Annotated in this window: 15 protein-coding genes; 4 read left to right on the forward strand and 11 right to left on the reverse strand. The window is 73.0% G+C overall.

Annotated elements, in window-relative coordinates:
- Positions 1–39 precede the first annotated feature (39 nt).
- Both DEI92_RS15760 and DEI92_RS15765 read right to left on the reverse strand, forming a co-directional pair.
- Positions 40–663, reverse strand: coding sequence for a hypothetical protein (locus tag DEI92_RS15760; RefSeq protein WP_111014206.1), 624 nt, complete (start codon positions 661–663; stop codon positions 40–42).
- 145 nt (positions 664–808) lie between these two features.
- Positions 809–1,678, reverse strand: coding sequence for an aminoglycoside phosphotransferase family protein (locus DEI92_RS15765; RefSeq protein ID WP_111014207.1), 870 nt, complete (start codon positions 1,676–1,678; stop codon positions 809–811).
- Between the two features lie 133 nt (positions 1,679–1,811).
- Here DEI92_RS15765 and DEI92_RS15770 point away from each other — a divergent pair, with 133 nt between their 5' ends.
- On the forward strand, positions 1,812–2,243 hold the full coding sequence (locus tag DEI92_RS15770; RefSeq protein ID WP_111014208.1) for a hypothetical protein: 432 nt from the start codon (positions 1,812–1,814) through the stop codon (positions 2,241–2,243).
- Positions 2,244–2,319: 76 nt separating this feature from the next.
- Here DEI92_RS15770 and DEI92_RS15775 read toward each other — a convergent pair whose 3' ends face one another.
- The 7 genes from DEI92_RS15775 to DEI92_RS15805 form a co-directional block, all read right to left on the reverse strand.
- Positions 2,320–3,438 carry an FAD-binding oxidoreductase gene (locus DEI92_RS15775; protein ID WP_111014209.1) on the reverse strand — a complete coding sequence of 373 codons (1,119 nt, stop codon included), beginning with the start codon at positions 3,436–3,438 and terminating at the stop codon, positions 2,320–2,322.
- Positions 3,439–3,466: 28 nt separating this feature from the next.
- A complete protein-coding gene (locus DEI92_RS15780) occupies positions 3,467–4,099 on the reverse strand; it encodes a UdgX family uracil-DNA binding protein (protein ID WP_111011491.1) in 633 nt (210 codons plus the stop codon).
- A 34-nt stretch (positions 4,100–4,133) separates the two neighbouring features.
- Entirely contained in the window at positions 4,134–6,350 is a 2,217-nt protein-coding gene (locus DEI92_RS15785) for an NADP-dependent isocitrate dehydrogenase (RefSeq protein ID WP_111014210.1), read from the reverse strand.
- Between the two features lie 135 nt (positions 6,351–6,485).
- Positions 6,486–7,439, reverse strand: coding sequence for a carbohydrate ABC transporter permease (locus tag DEI92_RS15790; RefSeq protein WP_111011489.1), 954 nt, complete (start codon positions 7,437–7,439; stop codon positions 6,486–6,488).
- 12 nt (positions 7,440–7,451) lie between these two features.
- Positions 7,452–8,393: a carbohydrate ABC transporter permease gene (locus tag DEI92_RS15795; protein ID WP_111011488.1), complete on the reverse strand. Its 942-nt coding sequence runs from the start codon at positions 8,391–8,393 to the stop codon at positions 7,452–7,454.
- A 101-nt stretch (positions 8,394–8,494) separates the two neighbouring features.
- Entirely contained in the window at positions 8,495–9,802 is a 1,308-nt protein-coding gene (locus tag DEI92_RS15800) for a sugar ABC transporter substrate-binding protein (protein ID WP_111011487.1), read from the reverse strand.
- 3 nt (positions 9,803–9,805) lie between these two features.
- Positions 9,806–11,767, reverse strand: coding sequence for a glycoside hydrolase family 127 protein (locus DEI92_RS15805; protein ID WP_111014211.1), 1,962 nt, complete (start codon positions 11,765–11,767; stop codon positions 9,806–9,808).
- A 264-nt stretch (positions 11,768–12,031) separates the two neighbouring features.
- On the opposite strand from DEI92_RS15805, the gene DEI92_RS15810 reads away from it, so the two are divergent.
- Together DEI92_RS15810 and DEI92_RS15815 are read left to right on the forward strand one after the other, a co-directional pair.
- Positions 12,032–13,048: a LacI family DNA-binding transcriptional regulator gene (locus DEI92_RS15810; RefSeq protein WP_258368775.1), complete on the forward strand. Its 1,017-nt coding sequence runs from the start codon at positions 12,032–12,034 to the stop codon at positions 13,046–13,048.
- A 133-nt stretch (positions 13,049–13,181) separates the two neighbouring features.
- Positions 13,182–14,063, forward strand: a complete 882-nt coding sequence (locus DEI92_RS15815) for a glycosyltransferase family 2 protein (RefSeq protein WP_181435001.1) — start codon at positions 13,182–13,184, stop codon at positions 14,061–14,063.
- 6 nt (positions 14,064–14,069) lie between these two features.
- On the opposite strand, the gene DEI92_RS15820 is transcribed toward DEI92_RS15815, so the two are convergent.
- On the reverse strand, positions 14,070–14,798 hold the full coding sequence (locus tag DEI92_RS15820) for a class F sortase (RefSeq protein ID WP_258370244.1): 729 nt from the start codon (positions 14,796–14,798) through the stop codon (positions 14,070–14,072).
- Positions 14,795–16,267, reverse strand: a complete 1,473-nt coding sequence (locus tag DEI92_RS15825) for a hypothetical protein (protein WP_146249176.1) — start codon at positions 16,265–16,267, stop codon at positions 14,795–14,797. The genes DEI92_RS15820 and DEI92_RS15825 overlap by 4 nt, the downstream gene beginning before the upstream one ends.
- 305 nt (positions 16,268–16,572) lie before the next feature.
- On the opposite strand from DEI92_RS15825, the gene DEI92_RS15830 reads away from it, so the two are divergent.
- Positions 16,573–16,833: a zinc-ribbon domain-containing protein gene (locus tag DEI92_RS15830; protein WP_111011482.1), complete on the forward strand. Its 261-nt coding sequence runs from the start codon at positions 16,573–16,575 to the stop codon at positions 16,831–16,833.
- The last annotated feature ends 101 nt before the right edge of the window (positions 16,834–16,934 follow it).

Here is a 16,934-nt window from a genome sequence, read left to right on the forward strand (position 1 = left end):
ATGTCAACGGCATGTGGACGCGCGCTGTCCTCCCCAGCGTCAGGCCGGGACCGCCTCGCGCGCTGCGGCCCGTGCCACGATCCGATCGGACTCATGGACGGCGACCCGCTCGGCGGTCAACAGCAAGGAGGCGACATCGGTGGCAGTGCGTGAGGGCGCGTCGTTCCAGCTCGTCAGGTCGCGGACGCGGCCCATCCGGACGTCGGGGGCGGGGCACCACATGACGGGGGCGCCCTCCTCGACGGCGAGCGCGTGCCAGACGAGGTCGAGCGCACGTTGGACCGGCTGCGAGTGGACGGCGTGCGGCCCGCCGGCGGCGTACACGACCGCGCCCACGAGGCACGCCCCGACGAGCGGTCGACCGGCGACGTCGAGCGCCGCGGCGCTCGACGCCTTGCGCGTGCGGCCCCGGTCGTCCAGGTACGCGAACCACGCATGCTGGATCCAGCCGTGGTCCACGACGTCACGAGCGTCGGACAACAGGTGCTGGAGCGACGCGAGTTCCGCGAGCTGGGCGGCCACGCGACGGCCCCGGGCGGCCGCACGCCGTTCGTGGTGTCGATCGACCCAACCGAAGAGTCCCGAGCGGCGGGGCGTGGTGGTCTCCCGGACAGGAGAGGCGTCGCTGTCGACGTCGTGCTGGACGCGGAACTCGAGGGTCATGACGGTCCCTCCGGATCGGTGGCACGGAACGGTGTGGGGTCACGGTAGTCCCGTTCTCCTCGGAGGGCGATACCCCCGTTTCCCGCGGTGCTCCGGCACGGCTCCGGGTCGGTCCGGCCCGGGCTCGCGAGGGTCCGGCACGGCGTCAGTCGTCGAGCACGGCCTCGAGCGCACGGAGCCCTGCGGCCCGTTGGTCCGAGCCGTCGGGCGAGGCGGCGAGCGCGGTCGCGATCGACATCGCCCACCCGCGGGCGCGCGTCCACGTGTCGTCGTCGGGCGCGAGGGCAGCGCGGAACCGCTGCCGGGCCTCCCGGCCGAACGTGAGCCATGCCGTCGCGAGGTCGGTGGCCGGATCCCCTGCGGTCAGGTCACCGAAGTCCACCACCGCGACGAGCGCATGGTCGTCGACCACGATGTTGAACGGGTGCAGATCGCCGTGGAGCCAGAGCGCCGGCCCCTGCCAGGTGGGGGCGGCGGTGACCTGCGCCCACGAACGCTCCAGGTCGGCGGTGCGCGGGATGCGTCCCGACCGCAGCCGTCGCGCCACCGCCGTCGTGCGTCCGCTGAGCGGGCCACCGCGCACTCGGTTGTGCGGCGCGTCCTCCGGCGCGGTGACGTGCAGGGCTCGGAGGAACGCGGCGAGCGTCTCCGGTGCGTCGCGGGGGAGGTCCGTCGATGCTCCAGCCGGGCGACCGGCGACCCACCGGGTGACCGTCCACGACCAGGGGAACACCGCGGACGGCCGACCGATGCGCACGGGCTCGGGCACGGCGACGACGTGTCGGACGCGCGCGGCGATGCCGGGGAGCCACCGCTGCTCGTGCTGGACGAGGTGCGCGGCGGCCTCGCGCCGCGGCACCCGGACGAGCAGCTCGTCGCCGAGCCGCAGCACGACGTTGTCCCAACCCTCGGCGAGGGGTCGCAGCGGCAGGCCGGCGAGATCGGGGTGCTGGTCGAGCAGGAGTCGTCGCACCAGTGCCTCGTCCACGTCGATCTCGGCGTCTGGCACGTGCACCGGACGATGCTAGCCGCGCTCCGGTTCCCGGGCATCGGGAGCACCGGCAGCACCGGCAGCACCGGCAGCACCGGCAGCACCCTGCGGGCACGGTCCCAGCGACCGTCCTGGCACGCCCGCTACGGTGCCCCGGGTGTACGAGGAATGGCGCCGTCCGAAGCAGTGGGCGCGTGCGGGCGGGCTGCTCGTCGTGCCGTACGCCGTCGTCGCATGGTTCACCCTCGCCGTGACGCCCGTCCCGCAGATCGCGTTCGGGCTCGCCGTCGTCGGGATCCTCGGGGTGGTCGCCGCCACGATCCGGGGCTTCCGGACGTACCGACGGGGTGCCGTCGCCCTGGTCGGCGTGCTGCTGCTGCTCGCCGGTCTGGCGCTGTTCGGCCTCGACCCGTTCCCCGCGCAGATCGCGGGTCTGAGCGACTGGTGGCCGTCGGCGATCACGCAGCCGCAGACCGTGCTCAGCGGCTACTGGACGCTCGTGGCCCTCGGCGCGGTGCTCACGGGCGCGGGCCTGCTCGTGTGGCTGCTCCTCACGGCGCTGCTGGGGACGCCCCGCCCGCGCCGCTGACCTGCGGCCACGCAGAACTCGTCGCCGGCGGCCACGCGGGCCTCGCCGCCGCCGACACCCACGGCACCGACGCCCGTCATCCGCCAGCGGTCAGGAACCGCGAGGGGCGGAAGTCCGCGAGCAACGGATGCGCGGCGTCGTGCACGACCTCCCAGGCCGTGAGTTCACCGAGCACGAGGCCGAGCGTGGCGCCACTGTGGGTGAAGAGCACGTGCAGGCCCGTGATGCCGTCGACGGCACCGGCCACCGGGTCGCCGTCGGCAGGGATCGGCTTGGGGCCCACCCCCACGCCGGCGACGGTGAGCACGGGATGCCCGGCCAGGACGGCGCGCGCCTCGGCCACCAACCCCGCGACGGTCGAGTCCCGCACGTCGTACCGGCCGTCATCGAGCACGCGGACCTCGCGCTCACTCCAGCCGGCGTCGAACACGAGGGAGCCGCCGGGTGCCGGGCGCACCGCGACCCGGGGTGTGTTGAGCACCACGCGGAGCGGCGTCGCGACGGGTTCGCTCCGGACGAGGAGTGCGATCGGGGTCTGGTCGGGCATGGTGACGCCGAGCGTGGCGAGGTCCCGCGGCACGGAGGGACCGGTCGCGAGCACGACGGCGTCGGCCGGGACGTGCTCTCCACTCGCCGTGGTGACGCCGGTCACCCGGCCGTCGCGGACGGTCGGGAGGCTCCGTCCGGCTCCGGTGCGCACCGTTCCGCCCGCGGCCACGACCTCGGCGAGCAGGTGGTCGACGAGGAGCGCGAGGTCGACCCACCCCTCGCCGGGGTTGAGGACGGCGCCTTCCGGATGCACGGCCGCCGGATCGACTCCGGGCACGTGCCGGGCGACGTCCTCGCGCGACATCCACACGGAGTCGTAACCGATGCGGAGCTCGTGCTCGTGACGCTCCCGGTACGACTCTCCGGGAGCGGCCCAGGTCAGGCCGCCGTCGAACCGCACGACGTCGTGGCGGTCCAGCCGCTGCTGGACGGTGCGGTAGCGGTCGATCCCGATCGTGCGCAGCCGTTGGTACGCGTCGCTCCGCGCTCCCGCCGAGTTGAGCCAGGACAGGGAGCGACCGGACGCGCCGGACGCGGGACCGGCCTCCGTGACGAGCGTGACGGCGGCGCCGAGGCGGACGAGGTGCGCGGCCGTCGAGGCGCCGAGCACCCCGCCGCCGACCACGACCACGGACGTGGCACGCATCACGGCATCCCGGGGAGCGACGGCGCGCTCACCGCAGCGCCCCTGCAGCGGTCCGGAGGTCGGCGACGAGCTCGTCGAATGCAGCGTGGCGGGCGTCCTCGTCGGGCATGCGGAGCAGGGCCGACGGATGGGTGGTCACGAGGAGGCGCGAGCCGTCGTCGAGTTCCTGGAGGCGTCCGCGCTCGCGTCCGATGGTCACGCTGCGGCCGAGCACGGATCGCGCCGCGGTCGCCCCGAGTGCGACGACGACCTCGGGGCGCACCACGGCGAGTTCGGCCTCGAGCCACGGGTGACACGCGACGACGTGCGCCACCGACGGCTTCTGGTGGATCCGGCGCTTCCCCCGCTGCTCGTGGTGGAAGTGCTTCACCGCGTTCGTGACGTACACGGTGCTCCGGTCGATCCCGGCGCGCTCGACCGCACTCGCGAGCAAGCGCCCGGCCGGCCCGACGAACGGTTCCCCCGCACGGTCCTCCTGGTCGCCGGGCTGCTCCCCGACCAGCATGATCCGGGCGTCCGCACTCCCTGCGGAGAACACCACCTGTGTGCCCTCCCGATGGAGCTCACATCCGTGGCACGCGGGGGCGGCCGCACGGAGCGCGGTCAGGTCGGGGTGCTCGGGCACCCACTCCTGGGCGCCGGGACGTTCGACGTCGGTCATGGTCCGAGCCTGCACCCGCCGCGCACCGTGTCGGTCAGCCGACGAGCGCGTCGACGGCGGCGGTGAACGTCGCCGACGGGCGCATGACCGAGGCGGCGGCGTCCGGGTCGGGCCGGTAGTACCCGCCGAGGTCCGACGGTCGGCCCTGCACCGCTGCGAGCTCCCCCACGATCACGGACTCGTGGTCGCGGAGGGTCGCGGCGAGGGCGGTGAACGCCTCGGCGAGGGCGGGATCGTCGGTCTGCCGCGCGAGCTCGTCCGCCCAGTACGCCGCGAGGTAGAAGTGGCTGCCCCGGGTGTCGAGCTCACCCACGACCTGTCCGGGCGATCGGTTCTCCTCGAGGAACCGGCCGGTGGCGCGGTCGAGCGTGTCCGCGAGGACCTGCGCGCGGGGCTCCTGGGCGACGGCTGCGAACTGCTCGAAGGCGACCGCGAGCGCCAGGAACTCGCCGAGGCTGTCCCAGCTCAGGAACCCCTCGGTCAGGAGCTGCTGCAGGAGCTTGGGGGCGGAGCCGCCGGCACCCGTCTCGAACAGGCCACCACCCGCGAGCAGGGGCACGACCGACAGCATCTTGGCGGAGGTGCCGACCTCGAGGATCGGGAACAGGTCCGTCAGGTAGTCGCGGAGCACGTTGCCGGTGACCGAGATCGTGTCCTCGCCGCGGCGGATGCGCTCGAGCGAGAACCGGGTGGCGTCGACCGGGGACATCACCTCGATCCGCAGCCCCTCGGTGTCGTGGTCGGCGAGGTACCGGTGGACGAGGTCGATGAGGACGCGGTCGTGCGCGCGGGTGTCGTCGAGCCAGAAGACCGCCGGGGTGCCGGTCGCTCGCGCGCGGGTGACGGCGAGACCGACCCAGTCACGGATCGCGGCGTCCTTCGTCTGGCAGGCCCGCCAGATGTCCCCGGCCCCGACCGGGTGTTCGAGCAGCGTCGCGCCCGAGCCGTCGAGGACGCGCACGACACCGTCGGCCGGGATCCGGAACGTCTTGTCGTGGGACCCGTACTCCTCGGCCGCCATCGCCATGAGCCCGACGTTCGGCACCGACCCCATGATCGCGGGGTCGAGCGCGCCGTTCGTCTTGCAGTCCTCGATGGTCGCCGCGTAGACACCCGCGTAGCTCGAGTCGGGGATCACCGCGAGGGTGTCGTGGGGCTCGCCGTCCGGACCCCACATGTGGCCCGACGCACGGATCATCGCGGGCATCGAGGCGTCGACGATGACGTCGCTCGGCACGTGCAGGTTCGTGACGCCCTTGGCGCTGTCGACCATGGCGAGCGCCGGCCCCGCGGCGAGCGCGGCGTCGAACGCGGCGCGGATCTCCGCGCCGTCCGGCAGCTGCTCGAGCCCGGCGAACAGCGCCGCCAGGCCGTCGTCGGCGCGGAGGCCCGCGGCCGCGAGCGCGTCGCCGTACCGGTCGAACACGTCGGCGAAGAACACCCGGACGACCTCGCCGAAGACGATGGGGTCCGAGACCTTCATCATGGTCGCCTTGAGGTGCACGGAGAACAGGACCCCTGCCTCCTGCGCTCGGGCAACCTGGCCGGCGAGGAACGCCCGGAGGTCCGCGACGTGCATGACCGTGGCGTCGACGACCTCGCCTGGGGTGACGCGCACGGCGTCCCGCAGGACCTGCTCGGAGCCGTCGTCCCCGGTGAACACGATGCGGAGGCTGTCGGCCGCGGGCACGACGACGCTCTGCTCGTTCGACCGGAAGTCCCCGCTGGACATCGTCGCGACCTCGGTGGCGGACTCGGGGCTCCAGGCTCCCATGCTGTGCGGGTGGTTGCGGGCGTACTGCTTGACGGACGCGGGTGCCCGGCGGTCGGAGTTCCCCTGGCGCAGCACGGGGTTCACGGCACTGCCCTTGACCTTGTCGTACCGGGCGCGGACGTCGCGCTCCTCGTCGGTCGTCGGTGCGTCCGGGTACTCCGGCAGGTCGTGGCCCTGCTCGCGGAGCTCGCGGATCGCGGCCTTGAGCTGTGGGACGGACGCCGAGATGTTCGGCAGCTTGACGATGTTCGCCTCGGGGCGGTCGGCCAGGGCCCCGAGCTCGGCGAGCGCGTCGGGCACCCGCTGCTCGGCGGTGAGACGCTCCGGGAACTGGGCGAGGATGCGTCCGGCGAGGGAGATGTCGCGGGTCGTGACGTCGATGCCCGCGACCCCGGCGAACGCCTGGACGACGGGCAGCAGCGACGCCGTCGCCATCCGCGGGGACTCGTCGGTCAGCGTGTAGATGATCTGGGCCATGCCGGCGTCGACTCCCTCGTTCGTGCCCGCCCTGTCGCGGTGTCTCGACATCAAGGTACCCCCGGTCCGGCGGCCGGGAGGCACCCCACCGGTCACCGACGTCGGCGACCGGAGCGGTGCCTCCCGGCCGCGGCGTCACCCCTTGATCGCGCCGGACGACAGGCCGGCGACGTAGAACCGCTGCAGCCCGATGTACAGGGCGATGCAGGGGATCATCGCGACGACGGCACCCGCGGCGAGCGAGCCGTAGTCGACCTGTCCGTACGCCCCGGTCTGCAGGTTGAGCAGCGCGACCGGCAGCGTGTACAGCGAGTCCTTGGTCAGGAACGTCAGTGCACCGAGGAACTCGGTCCACGAGACGAGGAACGTGTACAGCGCCGCGGTCGCCGCGCCGGGCATGAGGAGCGGCCGGAGCACCGACAGGATGAGCCGGGTCCGGGAGGCGCCGTCGACGAACGCCGAGTCCTCGAGCTCGGTGGGGATCGCCTCGAACGCGTTGCGCATCACGAACACGCCGAACGGCAGGTTCACCGTGACGTAGAAGAGCACGAGCCCGAACAGCGAGTTCGTGAGCTTCATGGCGTTGAGCTCGAGGTACAGCGGGGTGAGGATCGCCTGGAACGGCACCATCATCGTCAGCAGGATGAGGCCGAACACCCACTTGGCGCCGGGGAACCGGAACCGCGCGAAGCCGTAGCCGGCGAGGGTCGCGATTACGGCCGTCAGGACCGACGCCGAGATCGCGACGACGAGCGAGTTCACGAGGCCCTGGAGCAGGTGCGACCCCGGCCCGAGGATCGTCCGGAAGTTCGCCATCTCGAGGTGGAAGAAGGTCGACCACGTCGGCGGGGCCGTGATCACCGTCTCCGGTTGGAACGCCCGGAGGATCGCCCACAGCAGGGGGACCCCGAAGACCAGGGCGGACCCGACCCCGGCGATGACGTACAGCGTGCGCTTCACCCGGGTGTCGCGGGGGTGGGCGACGCTCCCCTGGTGGTGTCGACCGCCGCGGCGTCCGGGGACGACGTCCGGGGCGATCTCGGGTGCGAGGGCGAGGCCCGCGGCTCGGCTGGTGCTCGTCGTGCTCATGTCGTCGTCTCCTCAGTCGCGCTCGCGGAGCGCCCAGAACTGGAACGCGGTCACCGCACCCGTCACGACGACGAGCGCGATGGACTCCGCGGTCGCCGCGCCGAGCTGGAGGTTCACGAACCCGCGGTCGTAGATGTAGTTGACGATCGTGGTCGTCGCGGTGCCCGGCCCGCCCTGGGTCAGGATGAAGAACTGGTTGAACGCGAGCAGCGAGCCGATCACCGAGATGATGACGCTGAGCGCGAGCGTGGACCGGATCATCGGCATGGTGATGAGCCGCTCCTGCTGCCACCAGGACGCCCCCTCGAGGGCGGCCGACTCGTAGACCTCGTCGGGGATGCCCTGCATGGCCGACATGATGAGCACCATCGTCAGCCCGGACACCGCCCAGACGACGAGCACGCAGATGAGCAACGTGGCGAGCGGCGCGTTGACGAGCCAGGCGGTCGTCCCGTCGGTGACGTGGAGCGCCCTGAGGACCAGGTTGACGGCGCCCGAGTTCGGCTGCGCCTCGAGGACGAGCATGAAGCTCAGGGTGGTCAGGCCCACGACGTACGGCAGGAAGAAGATCGTCCGGAGCACGGTGGACCCCTTGCGCCGCGCCCGGATGAGCACCGCGAGGAAGTACCCGAGCGCCAGGATCGGCACCGTCACGATCGCGGTGTACAGCAGCGTGTAGCCGATCGCGTGGACGAACGCCGGGTCCTGGAACAGGTTGGCGTAGTTCTCGAGCCCGATGAACCGGTAGGCGCCGATGAGCGGCCAGTTCGTCAACGAGATGTAAACCGCGAAGACGAGCGGGACGAGCACGAACACGCCGACGAACAGCATCGCGGGCGTGACGAGCGCGAGCCCGGCGGCCGGTGGATGGGTGAGCGAGTTCCGGGGACGGGGACTCCGTCGCTCCGTCCGCTGCGACACCGGGACCCGTCGGGTCCCTGTCAGTGACGACATCGTTGCACCTCTCTGTGCTGGTGACCGCGGCGCGGTCGGACGACCGCTGTACGGTCCTGGGTCGACCGCTCGGCGGTCACGGATGGTGTCGGCGTGCGGGGTCAGGCCTGGGCCTGGTCGAGGATCCGGTCGTACTCGGGCGCCGCGGCCCGCAGTGCCTGCTGCACCCCGGCGCCGAACACCGCGGTGCGGAACATCGTGAAGAACGGTGCCGAGGGCTGGTTCACGAGCAGGTTGTACGCCAGGGTCTGCGGCGCGTAGCCCTTGTCGAGGTTGTCGAGCGGGCGCGAGGCGAGCGGGAACTTCCGCCGGTACTCGGCGGTCGCCGCGTCCCCCCGGGTGGGGAAGTAGCCGCCGGTGGGCAGGTTCTGCTGCGGCTTGAGCGAGTTGGCGTACTGCATGAACGCCCACCCGCCGTTCGGGTTCGACGCACCGTTCGGGATGCACATGTTGTCACCGCCGTCGAAGAACGCGCGGCCACCGGTCGGCCCGGGGATGAGCGCGGTCGCCATCTTCTTCTGCATGCTCTTCGTCGAGGCGTTCCAGGTGCTGCCGTAGTTCGTCGGCATGATGCCCACGGTCCCCGCGCGGAAGTCCGCACCCCAGGTCGTGCCCGCGTCCGAGAACGCGTTGCGGGACATGAGGCCGTCCTTCCACAGCTGACGGTAGAACTCGAGCGTCTGTTCGAGCCCGTCGTTCCCGGTGATGTGGCCGTGCTGCTTGCCGACCGCGCCGAGCATCATGTCGGTGCCCGTCGCCCAGATGTGCGGCTGGACGACGAAGCCGAGGATGCCGGGGGAGTTCCCGGCGATCGACCACCCGTAGACGTCGTCGCCGAGTGCCCGGATCTTCTTCGCCGCGTCGAGGAGCCCGTCGAAGTCCTTCGTGCTCTCGGTCGGGTCGAGGCCGGCCCGGTCGAACAGCTCGGTGTTGAGGTACAGCATCGAGTTGTCCGCCAGGTACGGCAGGCCGTAGTACCTGCCGCCACGCTCGAGCAGGTGCAGGTGCCCGGTCGACAGCTGGTCGAAGTAGTCGAGCCCCTTGACCGCCGAGGTGAGGTCGGCGAACGCGTCGCGGAAGATGAACAGCATCGAGTTGATGTCGTCCACGTCGACCACGTCCGGCGGCTCGCCACCACGGATGGCGGTGGCGAGCTTCGTGACGTACTGCGCGTCGGGGACCGGCGTCAGGTCGACATGGAGGTCCGGGTGGTCACGGTTGAAGTCGGCGACCGTGGCCGTGAGCCCGGCCTGGGTGGCGGCACGGCACCACACCTGCACGGTGCCGGTCGCCTTGCCACCGAAGCCGGCGTCCGAGGAGCTGATCGCGGGGAGTGATCCGGAGCACCCGGCGAGCGCGAACGCCGCGCCGCCGAGCACCGACCCCGCCAGGAACGTCCTGCGGTCCATGGGTCACCGGGCCTGGGGGAGCCAGACGCGCATCGCGTCGACGCCGCGGTTGGCCCAGGCGTAGTACGGGATCGCGGTGATGGTGACGGCCTGGAGGGCCGGGGCCGGCTCCGCCACGGCGGTCGCGCCTCCACCGATTCGCCGGTACGGCCACGCGGCTTCGGCGTGCTCGGCCGGGGCCTGCCCCTGCAGGTGCAGGACGGTGATGCCGTCGAGGAGGTCGGCGCGGTACTCGGCGTCGATCGCGGCATCGACGTCGACGAGCACGTCGTCCACGCGGAACCCGTCCTGGTCGGCCTGCTCGACCGCGAACACGAGCGGACCGCGCTCGATCGCGACCTGCCCGCGGCTCGCGTCGATGCGGGCGTCGGCCTCGTAGAGGTGCACGGACATGTCGAACGTGACCGTGACCTCGTCGCCGACCGCGAACTCCCGGGTGACGCGGACCGGCTGACCGGCCTGCACGCCCTCGACCGCTTCGCCGCCGACCGTGACCGTCGTCGCGTCGGACCAGTCCGGCACGCGCAGGTCGAGGGACCACTCGCCCGTGCTCTCGGTCACCGTGACGGTCACCGTGCCGTCCCACGGGGAGGTGGTCTCGACGTGGACGGCACCGCGCTCCCCCGCGTAGTCGCCCGTGGCGTACTGGTGCAGCTGGAGGCCCTCACCGCTCTGGGTGGCGACGTAGCCGTCCAGGCTCGCGAACGTCCGCATGATGTTCGGCGGGCAGCACGCGCAGTCGAACCAGCCGCGGCGGCCGTGCGCCGGGGACCGGTTCTCGTCCTGGTGTGCCCGGTCGCGGAGCTGGAGCGGGTTGACGTAGAAGTACTCGGTCCCGGCGAGCGAGACCCCGGCGATGAACGCGTTGTACAGGAGGCGCTCGATGGCGTCCGCGTACACGGGCTTGCCGGTCGCGAGCAGCAGCCGCCACGCCCACTGGACACCGCCGATGGCCGCGCAGGTCTCGGAGTACCCGCGGTCGGTGGGGAGCTCGTACGGGTCGCCGAACGCCTCCATGTCCCAGCGGGACCCGAGGCCGCCCGTGATGTACGCCTTCGTCGCCATCATCGAGGCGAACTGCCGCTCGCTCGCCTCGATGAGCTCGGTGTCTCCGGTCTCGATCGCGACGTCGACGGCACCCGACGCCAGGTACACGGCGCGGACGGCGTGGCCCTCGACCGTCTCGGCCTCGCGCACCGGCACCCGGTCCGAGAAGTACGTCGGCTCCTTGCCGTAGCGCTCGATGAGGCCGTGGCCGCGGGCGTCGACGAAGTAGTGGGCCAGGTCGAGGTACTCGCGGCGGCCCGTCTCGCGGTAGAGCTCGACGAGGCCCATCTCGACGACCGGGTGGCCGTCGACGTCGTGGCGCTTGTCCTCGCCGAACGTGCGGACGAGGTGGTCGGCGAGCTTGATCGCGACGTCGAGCAGAGCGGTGTCACCGGTCGCCCGCGACTGCGCCACGGCGGCCTGGAACAGGTGGCCCGCGCAGTACATCTCGTGGCTCCACGGGAGGTCGTGGTAGCGACCCTGGTCGTGGTACCGGACCTGCTGGACCGAGTCGATGTAGCCGTCCTCCGCCTGTGCGCGGGCGACCAGGTCGGTCACCTGCCGCTGGAGCTCGAGGAGGTCGTCGGCGGGCTGCCGGCCGTACTCCCAGGCGACGGCCTCGAGCCACTTGTAGACGTCGGAGTCCATGAAGATCGGTCCGACGGCCTCGCCCTCCTCGACGCCGGCGGCGATGCGGAGGTTGCGGAAGTTCCCGGCGGTCTCGAGCTGCTCGTACCCGGAGCGGATCGCGTCGCGTCCGTTGCGGTCCTGGCGGAGGGCCCAGAAGCCCCCGGTGATCCGCGCCGCGTCGGGCGCGAGGGGGCGGAGGGCGACCCGGGCGTCCCTGGAGGGGCGGACGGGTTCGGCGGTCCGCGGCTGGCCGGCGGTGCCGACGGCGGACGGTGCGGTTGCGGTCATGGTGCGTGACTCCCCGATGTGGAGGGACAGGCGACGCCGACGTGGAGGGCGACGCTGCCCCGGGCAACTTCCCGGTGTCACCGCGGCGATCGTGCCTCGGCAAAACCAGAAAACGGTTTCTGCGGTCACAGTAGGACCGTTGTGCCGCGCTGCGCAAGCCTGTTTCCGTGAGGGTTCTATGATGACGAGGATCCGGTCGGGGCCGAGCGCTCCGACCGACCGGGGACCGGATGACCCCGGCGTGCGGACGGAGAGGACGACGCCGTGACGAGCGAGACGACCAGCCGCGCGAGCGGAGCCGGCACCGTGCGCATCACCGACGTGGCCGCGCTGGCCGGGGTGTCGATCGGGACGGCCTCGAAGGCGCTCAACGACACCGGTCAGCTCCGACAGGAGACCCGCGAGCGCGTGCGAGCCGCCGCCGCGAAACTCGGGTTCGTCGTCGACGCCCGCGGCCGTGCCCTGTCGTCGGGCCGGAGTTACACGGTCGGCATGATCACGACGGACTCGTTCGGCCGCTTCAGCATCCCGGTGATGCTCGGCGCCGAGGACGTCCTGAGCGCCGGGCAGATGGCCGTGCTCATGTGCGACACCCGGGACGACATCGTCCGCGAGAACCACTACGTGCGGTCCCTGTCGTCCCGCCGCGTGGACGGTGTCATCGTCACCGGCCGGAGCGCCGAGGCCAGACCCCCGATCCGCGTCGACATGCCCGTCGTCTACGCGTTCACGCCCTCGACCAGTCCGGACGACGTCTCGATCACCCTCGACGACGCCGCGGGTGCGGCACTGCTCGCGGACCACCTCGTCGCGATCGGCCGCCGTCGCGTCGCGTACGTCACCGGCCCGCAGCACCACTCGGCGGCCCACCGGCGCGCGGAGTCCGCGCAGGCCCGGCTCGGGGACCGCCTCGTCGGACAACCGCTCTACGGCGAGTGGTCCGAGCGCTGGGGCCGTCAGGCCGTCGACCTGCTCGTGCACGGTGGCGCCGACCTCGACGCGATCGCCTGCGGGAGCGACCAGATCGCCCGCGGCGTGTGCGACCGGCTCCGGGAACTCGGACGCTCGGTACCGCACGACGTCGCGGTGACCGGCTTCGACGACTGGGACGTCATGGCCCTCGCGAGCCGCCCGCCCCTGACCACCGTCAACCTGCGGCTCGAGGAGCTCGGTCGGCAGGCCGGCCGCGCGCTCCTCGCGCTCATCGACGGTGACACACCGGAACGGCGGCTCGCCGTGCAGCCGACCCTGGTGATCCGCGAGTCGACCGTCGGCGGCTGACCCCGTCGCTGCGGGCGATGACGGAGGTGAACCGGAGGCGGCAGGAGGCGCACCGCCCGTGGTCGCGTGCCCCCGGGCGGGCCGCGGTGCCGGTGGGATGACCGGGCCGACGCCCGGCACCACCGGAGGAACCATGCAGATCATCGCCCTCATGACCGTCAAGGACGAGGTCGACATCGTCGGCGACGTCCTCCGCGCCGCAGCCACGTGGGCCGACGCGATCCACGTCATGGACAACGGCAGCACGGACGGCACCTGGGAGGCCGTGCTCGCCCTGGCGGACGAGCTCGAGCCCGTCGTCGTGTGGGGGCGGTTCCTCGGCACCTACCGTGACTGGCTCCGGCAGTGGCTCTACACCGAGGCCGTGGCGCGCGCCGAGCCGGGCGACTGGTGGTGCCGGCTCGACGCCGACGAGTTCTACGTCGACGACCCGCGGACGTTCCTCCGTGCCGTCGAGCCCACCGCCGACCACGTGATGAGCGCGTCGTTCCAGCACTACCTGACCGAGGACGACCACGCGCGGCTCGTCCGCGACGGCGATGCCGGGGCGTCCTGGCGGGACGTCCGGTGGTTCACGTGCAACCACTCCGAGGTGCGGTTCGTCCGACACACCCCCACCACGACCTGGCCCGCCGGGTCGGAGTGGCCGCTCGACCTCCGACGACCGGCACGCGCGCGGATCCGCCTGCACCACTACCAGTACCGGTCGCTGCACCAGGCCGGGCACCGGGCGATGGTCCGCTCGACGGGCGTGGACCCGGCGGTCTTCGGGCACGAAGGAGAGGACGACGACGCCTGGTACCGAACCCGGGGCCTGACGCCGCCGGCGCGGACCGACCTGCGCGCCGCCCACGTGGTCCCCGTCGCGCAGCTGACGCTGTCGGAGGCGTTGCCCCCGCACGCCCGCCGGGCGCCTCGCGTGCGCGGTGGGCTCCGACGCCGGACCCTCCGCCTGCTGCTCCGCGGCTGGCTGTGGGCGTCTCGACCGGTCCTCCGACGGATCGCCGCCGTGTGAGCGTCGTCAGGAGCCGTCCGGCACGAGCCGCGCCGCCACGACGACGTTGCGGGTCGCGGCGCTCCCGTCCGGGCTCGGCAGGCATGTGACGACGAGCAACCGCCCGGGCTCGTCGCTCCACAGTGCATCGGCGGCGAGTCCCGACTTCCGCACCGTGCGCGAGGCCTCCACCCGGTACCGGTGGTCGCCCACACGGACCTCGTCACCGGCGCGCACGCGCACGGTACCGTCCTGGCGGACGATCGCGTTGCCCGGCGCGCGACCCCCGCCACCGAGCGCGTGCATGACGAGCACGACCGTCCCTCGTTCGGCGTCCTCGACGGGCCTCCCCCGGTCCCGCACCCAGTAGGCGGACCGGAAGCCGGGAGGCACGACCACGCCGTCCACCGCGCTCACGGCGCCGACGGGCACGTCGAGGCCGACCGAGGGGACCCGGAGCCGCACGCCGATCGAGGCCTCGGCCGACGCGGCCGGGAGCGGCGAGGCCCCGGGGTCCACGCGGACCGGCCGTCCGTCGAGGTCCCGCCCGCTGACCGGCCCGGTCGAGGCCGGATCCGAGGCCGAGCTCGATGCGGACGGACCTGCGGCACCCGCGCCGGGTGACCCGAAGAGGGCCGCGAGGCACCCACCGGCCACGATGACGGATGCCGTCGGCAGGACGACGCGGAGGGGCAGGATCGTCCGCGGTCGAGGCGGGACCGGCGGTGGCGGCGGCGCGTCCGTGCCGGCGGTCATCCGCGGCGTCGAACGGCCGAGGTGGCGATGGTCACCGCGACGAGGACGGCAGCGAGACCCATGGCACCCGCCGCCGTGCCAGCCGTGCTCACCCGGTCCCGTCCGGGCTGACCCGCGACCGCGCCGCCCGTCTCGATGCGCGTGGCCGGCAGAGGCCGGGGGTCCGTGCCCTGGCCGGTGCTGGCACCCGACCCGCCGTCGCCGTCACCACCGCCGGAGCCCGTGGTCGTCCCGGTCCACCACGTCCGGTCGGAGGCGGTCGGCGCGGGCACCCCGACGAGTGGCGTCCGGTCGGTCCGGGCGGGCGTCCCCGTGGCCGACACCCCGCTCGCCGTCGTCCCCGCGGCGGCCCGGACGGTGCCGGTGCAGGCCACCGACGCCCCGGGTTCGAGCACGGGGACGGTGGCCGGCCCACCCGCGCATGCCAGCCCCTGCCGGTCGACGTGTTCGTCCGTGACCCGGACGTCCGTCAGCACCGTGTTCCCGGTGTTCCGCACGACGGTCTCGCGCCGGAGTCGCTGCCCTTCGGGCACCCGCGGACCCGGCGCCGCGTCGACGTCCCGCCCCTCGGTGCGTGTCGTGACGTCGAGCGCCGGCCGAGCCCCGTCCACCGGGAGCTGCATGCCCCAGAACAGCCCCGAGTTCGGGGTCGTGCCGGGCTCCGCACCCGTCGCCGTGACCGTCAGGTGGTCCACCGGGGTCGTCGTGCGGAACGTCTGCGTCACGCCGGTGTGCCATGCCGGGCAGGTCGCCGTGACGTCGTACCGTCCGGCCGCGGTGTCCTCGGTGACCGCCCCCGGACCGCCCGCACCGGTGTCGGCCTCGTAGCGGAGCCACCGCCCCGTCGGCCCGGCGAACCGCACGGACTCGCGGTCAGCGCTCCCGCAGATGTCGACGTCGTGGACGAACAGCACCGTGCCGGTCGGCAGGGCACCGCCGCGCAGCGACGAGAAGTCGAGCGTCCAGGTCCAGGTGCCCGGGTTCGCGGCGCTGACCCAGAGGTCCGAGTGGACCGTCCCGGTCGGCGGCTGTTCCTCGCCGCCGTCGAACACGCCGCCGGACGCCGGGGTGTGGACCGCGCTCCACCCGTCGGGAGCGCCGTCGGTCGTCATCGTGAACCGTCCGGTCGCCGCGCTTGGCAGCACCGCACGACGGTCCGCGGCGGGCTCCCGGAACGCGAACTCGGACACGGAGTGGCCCGACGGCATCGCACTGGTCGGTCGGTCGGGGACCGCGGCGCCGTCCTGCGTGAGTAGCCGAGCGCCGACCACGCCCTCGGCGGTCAGCACGGGCGGCGGGTCGTCGATCCCGACCGCGGGCGTCAGCGGCACGGGTGCCGCGGCGGCAACGTCCGGCACCGCGATCGCGGCCACCGCGCCCACGAGCAGCGCGGCGCCGACCGCGCTGCGTCGGCGTCCCCGGGGCCGTCGTCGTACCGTCCGGTGTCGTCGCTGTGCCTGGCGCCCCATCTGCCCTCCACGTCGTGGTGCCGGGACCACGTGCGCGCTCCCGGACCGGGGGCTCACCGCCCCGAGCGCCGGAACGGTACCGCGGCGCAGCGCGGGCGACCGCATTCCCGGGATGTCGTACTCCGCCGCCGACGCGGGATCCGGAATCAGGCCTCCACACCGGTGCGCCGCCGCGTGCTCGCCCACCGCACGGCGGGCGCTTCCCCACCGCACGACGGGCGCTCCCCCACCGCACGACGGGCGCTCCCCCACCGCACGACGGGCGCTCCCCCAGCGCCGAGCCGGACCGGCGTACCATCCGCGGGGTGTTCCTCCTCCTCGGCTCCCGCACCACCCAGGCCGTCCTCAACCTCGTGGCGTTCGTGTGCGGGTACTGCGGCGTCCACGCCCAGCAGCGAGTGGTCAAGCGCTCGACGAAGCTGACGCTGTTCTTCGTGCCGCTGTTCCCGATCTCGACCTCGTACGTCAACGAGTGCACGAACTGCGGTGCCGTGACGCGGATCACGGCGGCCCAGGCGCGGCACTCCCTCACGTGGAGCGCGGAGCAGGCGCGCAGCGTCCGCTGACCGGGCCGCGGCCCGGAGGCGCGGGAGGCGCGGGAGGCGGCGCGCGCCAACGACAACTACGCGGTCGTTGAGGCGCGCACTTCGTCGTCCACGCGCGCACT

This window comes from Curtobacterium sp. MCBD17_034 (genome assembly GCF_003234515.1).
Lineage (GTDB): Bacteria > Actinomycetota > Actinomycetes > Actinomycetales > Microbacteriaceae > Curtobacterium.

Excerpts from the sequence above, each read along its gene's own strand:
- DEI92_RS15775 (WP_111014209.1), bottom strand. The coding sequence starts at position 3,438 with ATGCGTGCCACGTCCGTGGTCGTGGTCGGCGGCGGGGTGCTCGGCGCC.
- DEI92_RS15820 (WP_258370244.1), bottom strand. The coding sequence starts at position 14,798 with ATGACCGCCGGCACGGACGCGCCGCCGCCACCGCCGGTCCCGCCTCGA.
- DEI92_RS15760 (WP_111014206.1), bottom strand. The coding sequence starts at position 663 with ATGACCCTCGAGTTCCGCGTCCAGCACGACGTCGACAGCGACGCCTCT.
- DEI92_RS15825 (WP_146249176.1), bottom strand. The coding sequence starts at position 16,267 with ATGGGGCGCCAGGCACAGCGACGACACCGGACGGTACGACGACGGCCC.
- DEI92_RS15805 (WP_111014211.1), bottom strand. The coding sequence starts at position 11,767 with ATGACCGCAACCGCACCGTCCGCCGTCGGCACCGCCGGCCAGCCGCGG.
- DEI92_RS15790 (WP_111011489.1), bottom strand. The coding sequence starts at position 7,439 with ATGAGCACGACGAGCACCAGCCGAGCCGCGGGCCTCGCCCTCGCACCC.
- DEI92_RS15785 (WP_111014210.1), bottom strand. The coding sequence starts at position 6,350 with ATGGCCCAGATCATCTACACGCTGACCGACGAGTCCCCGCGGATGGCG.
- DEI92_RS15815 (WP_181435001.1), top strand. The coding sequence starts at position 13,182 with ATGCAGATCATCGCCCTCATGACCGTCAAGGACGAGGTCGACATCGTC.
- DEI92_RS15780 (WP_111011491.1), bottom strand. The coding sequence starts at position 4,099 with ATGACCGACGTCGAACGTCCCGGCGCCCAGGAGTGGGTGCCCGAGCAC.
- DEI92_RS15800 (WP_111011487.1), bottom strand. The coding sequence starts at position 9,802 with ATGGACCGCAGGACGTTCCTGGCGGGGTCGGTGCTCGGCGGCGCGGCG.
- DEI92_RS15795 (WP_111011488.1), bottom strand. The coding sequence starts at position 8,393 with ATGTCGTCACTGACAGGGACCCGACGGGTCCCGGTGTCGCAGCGGACG.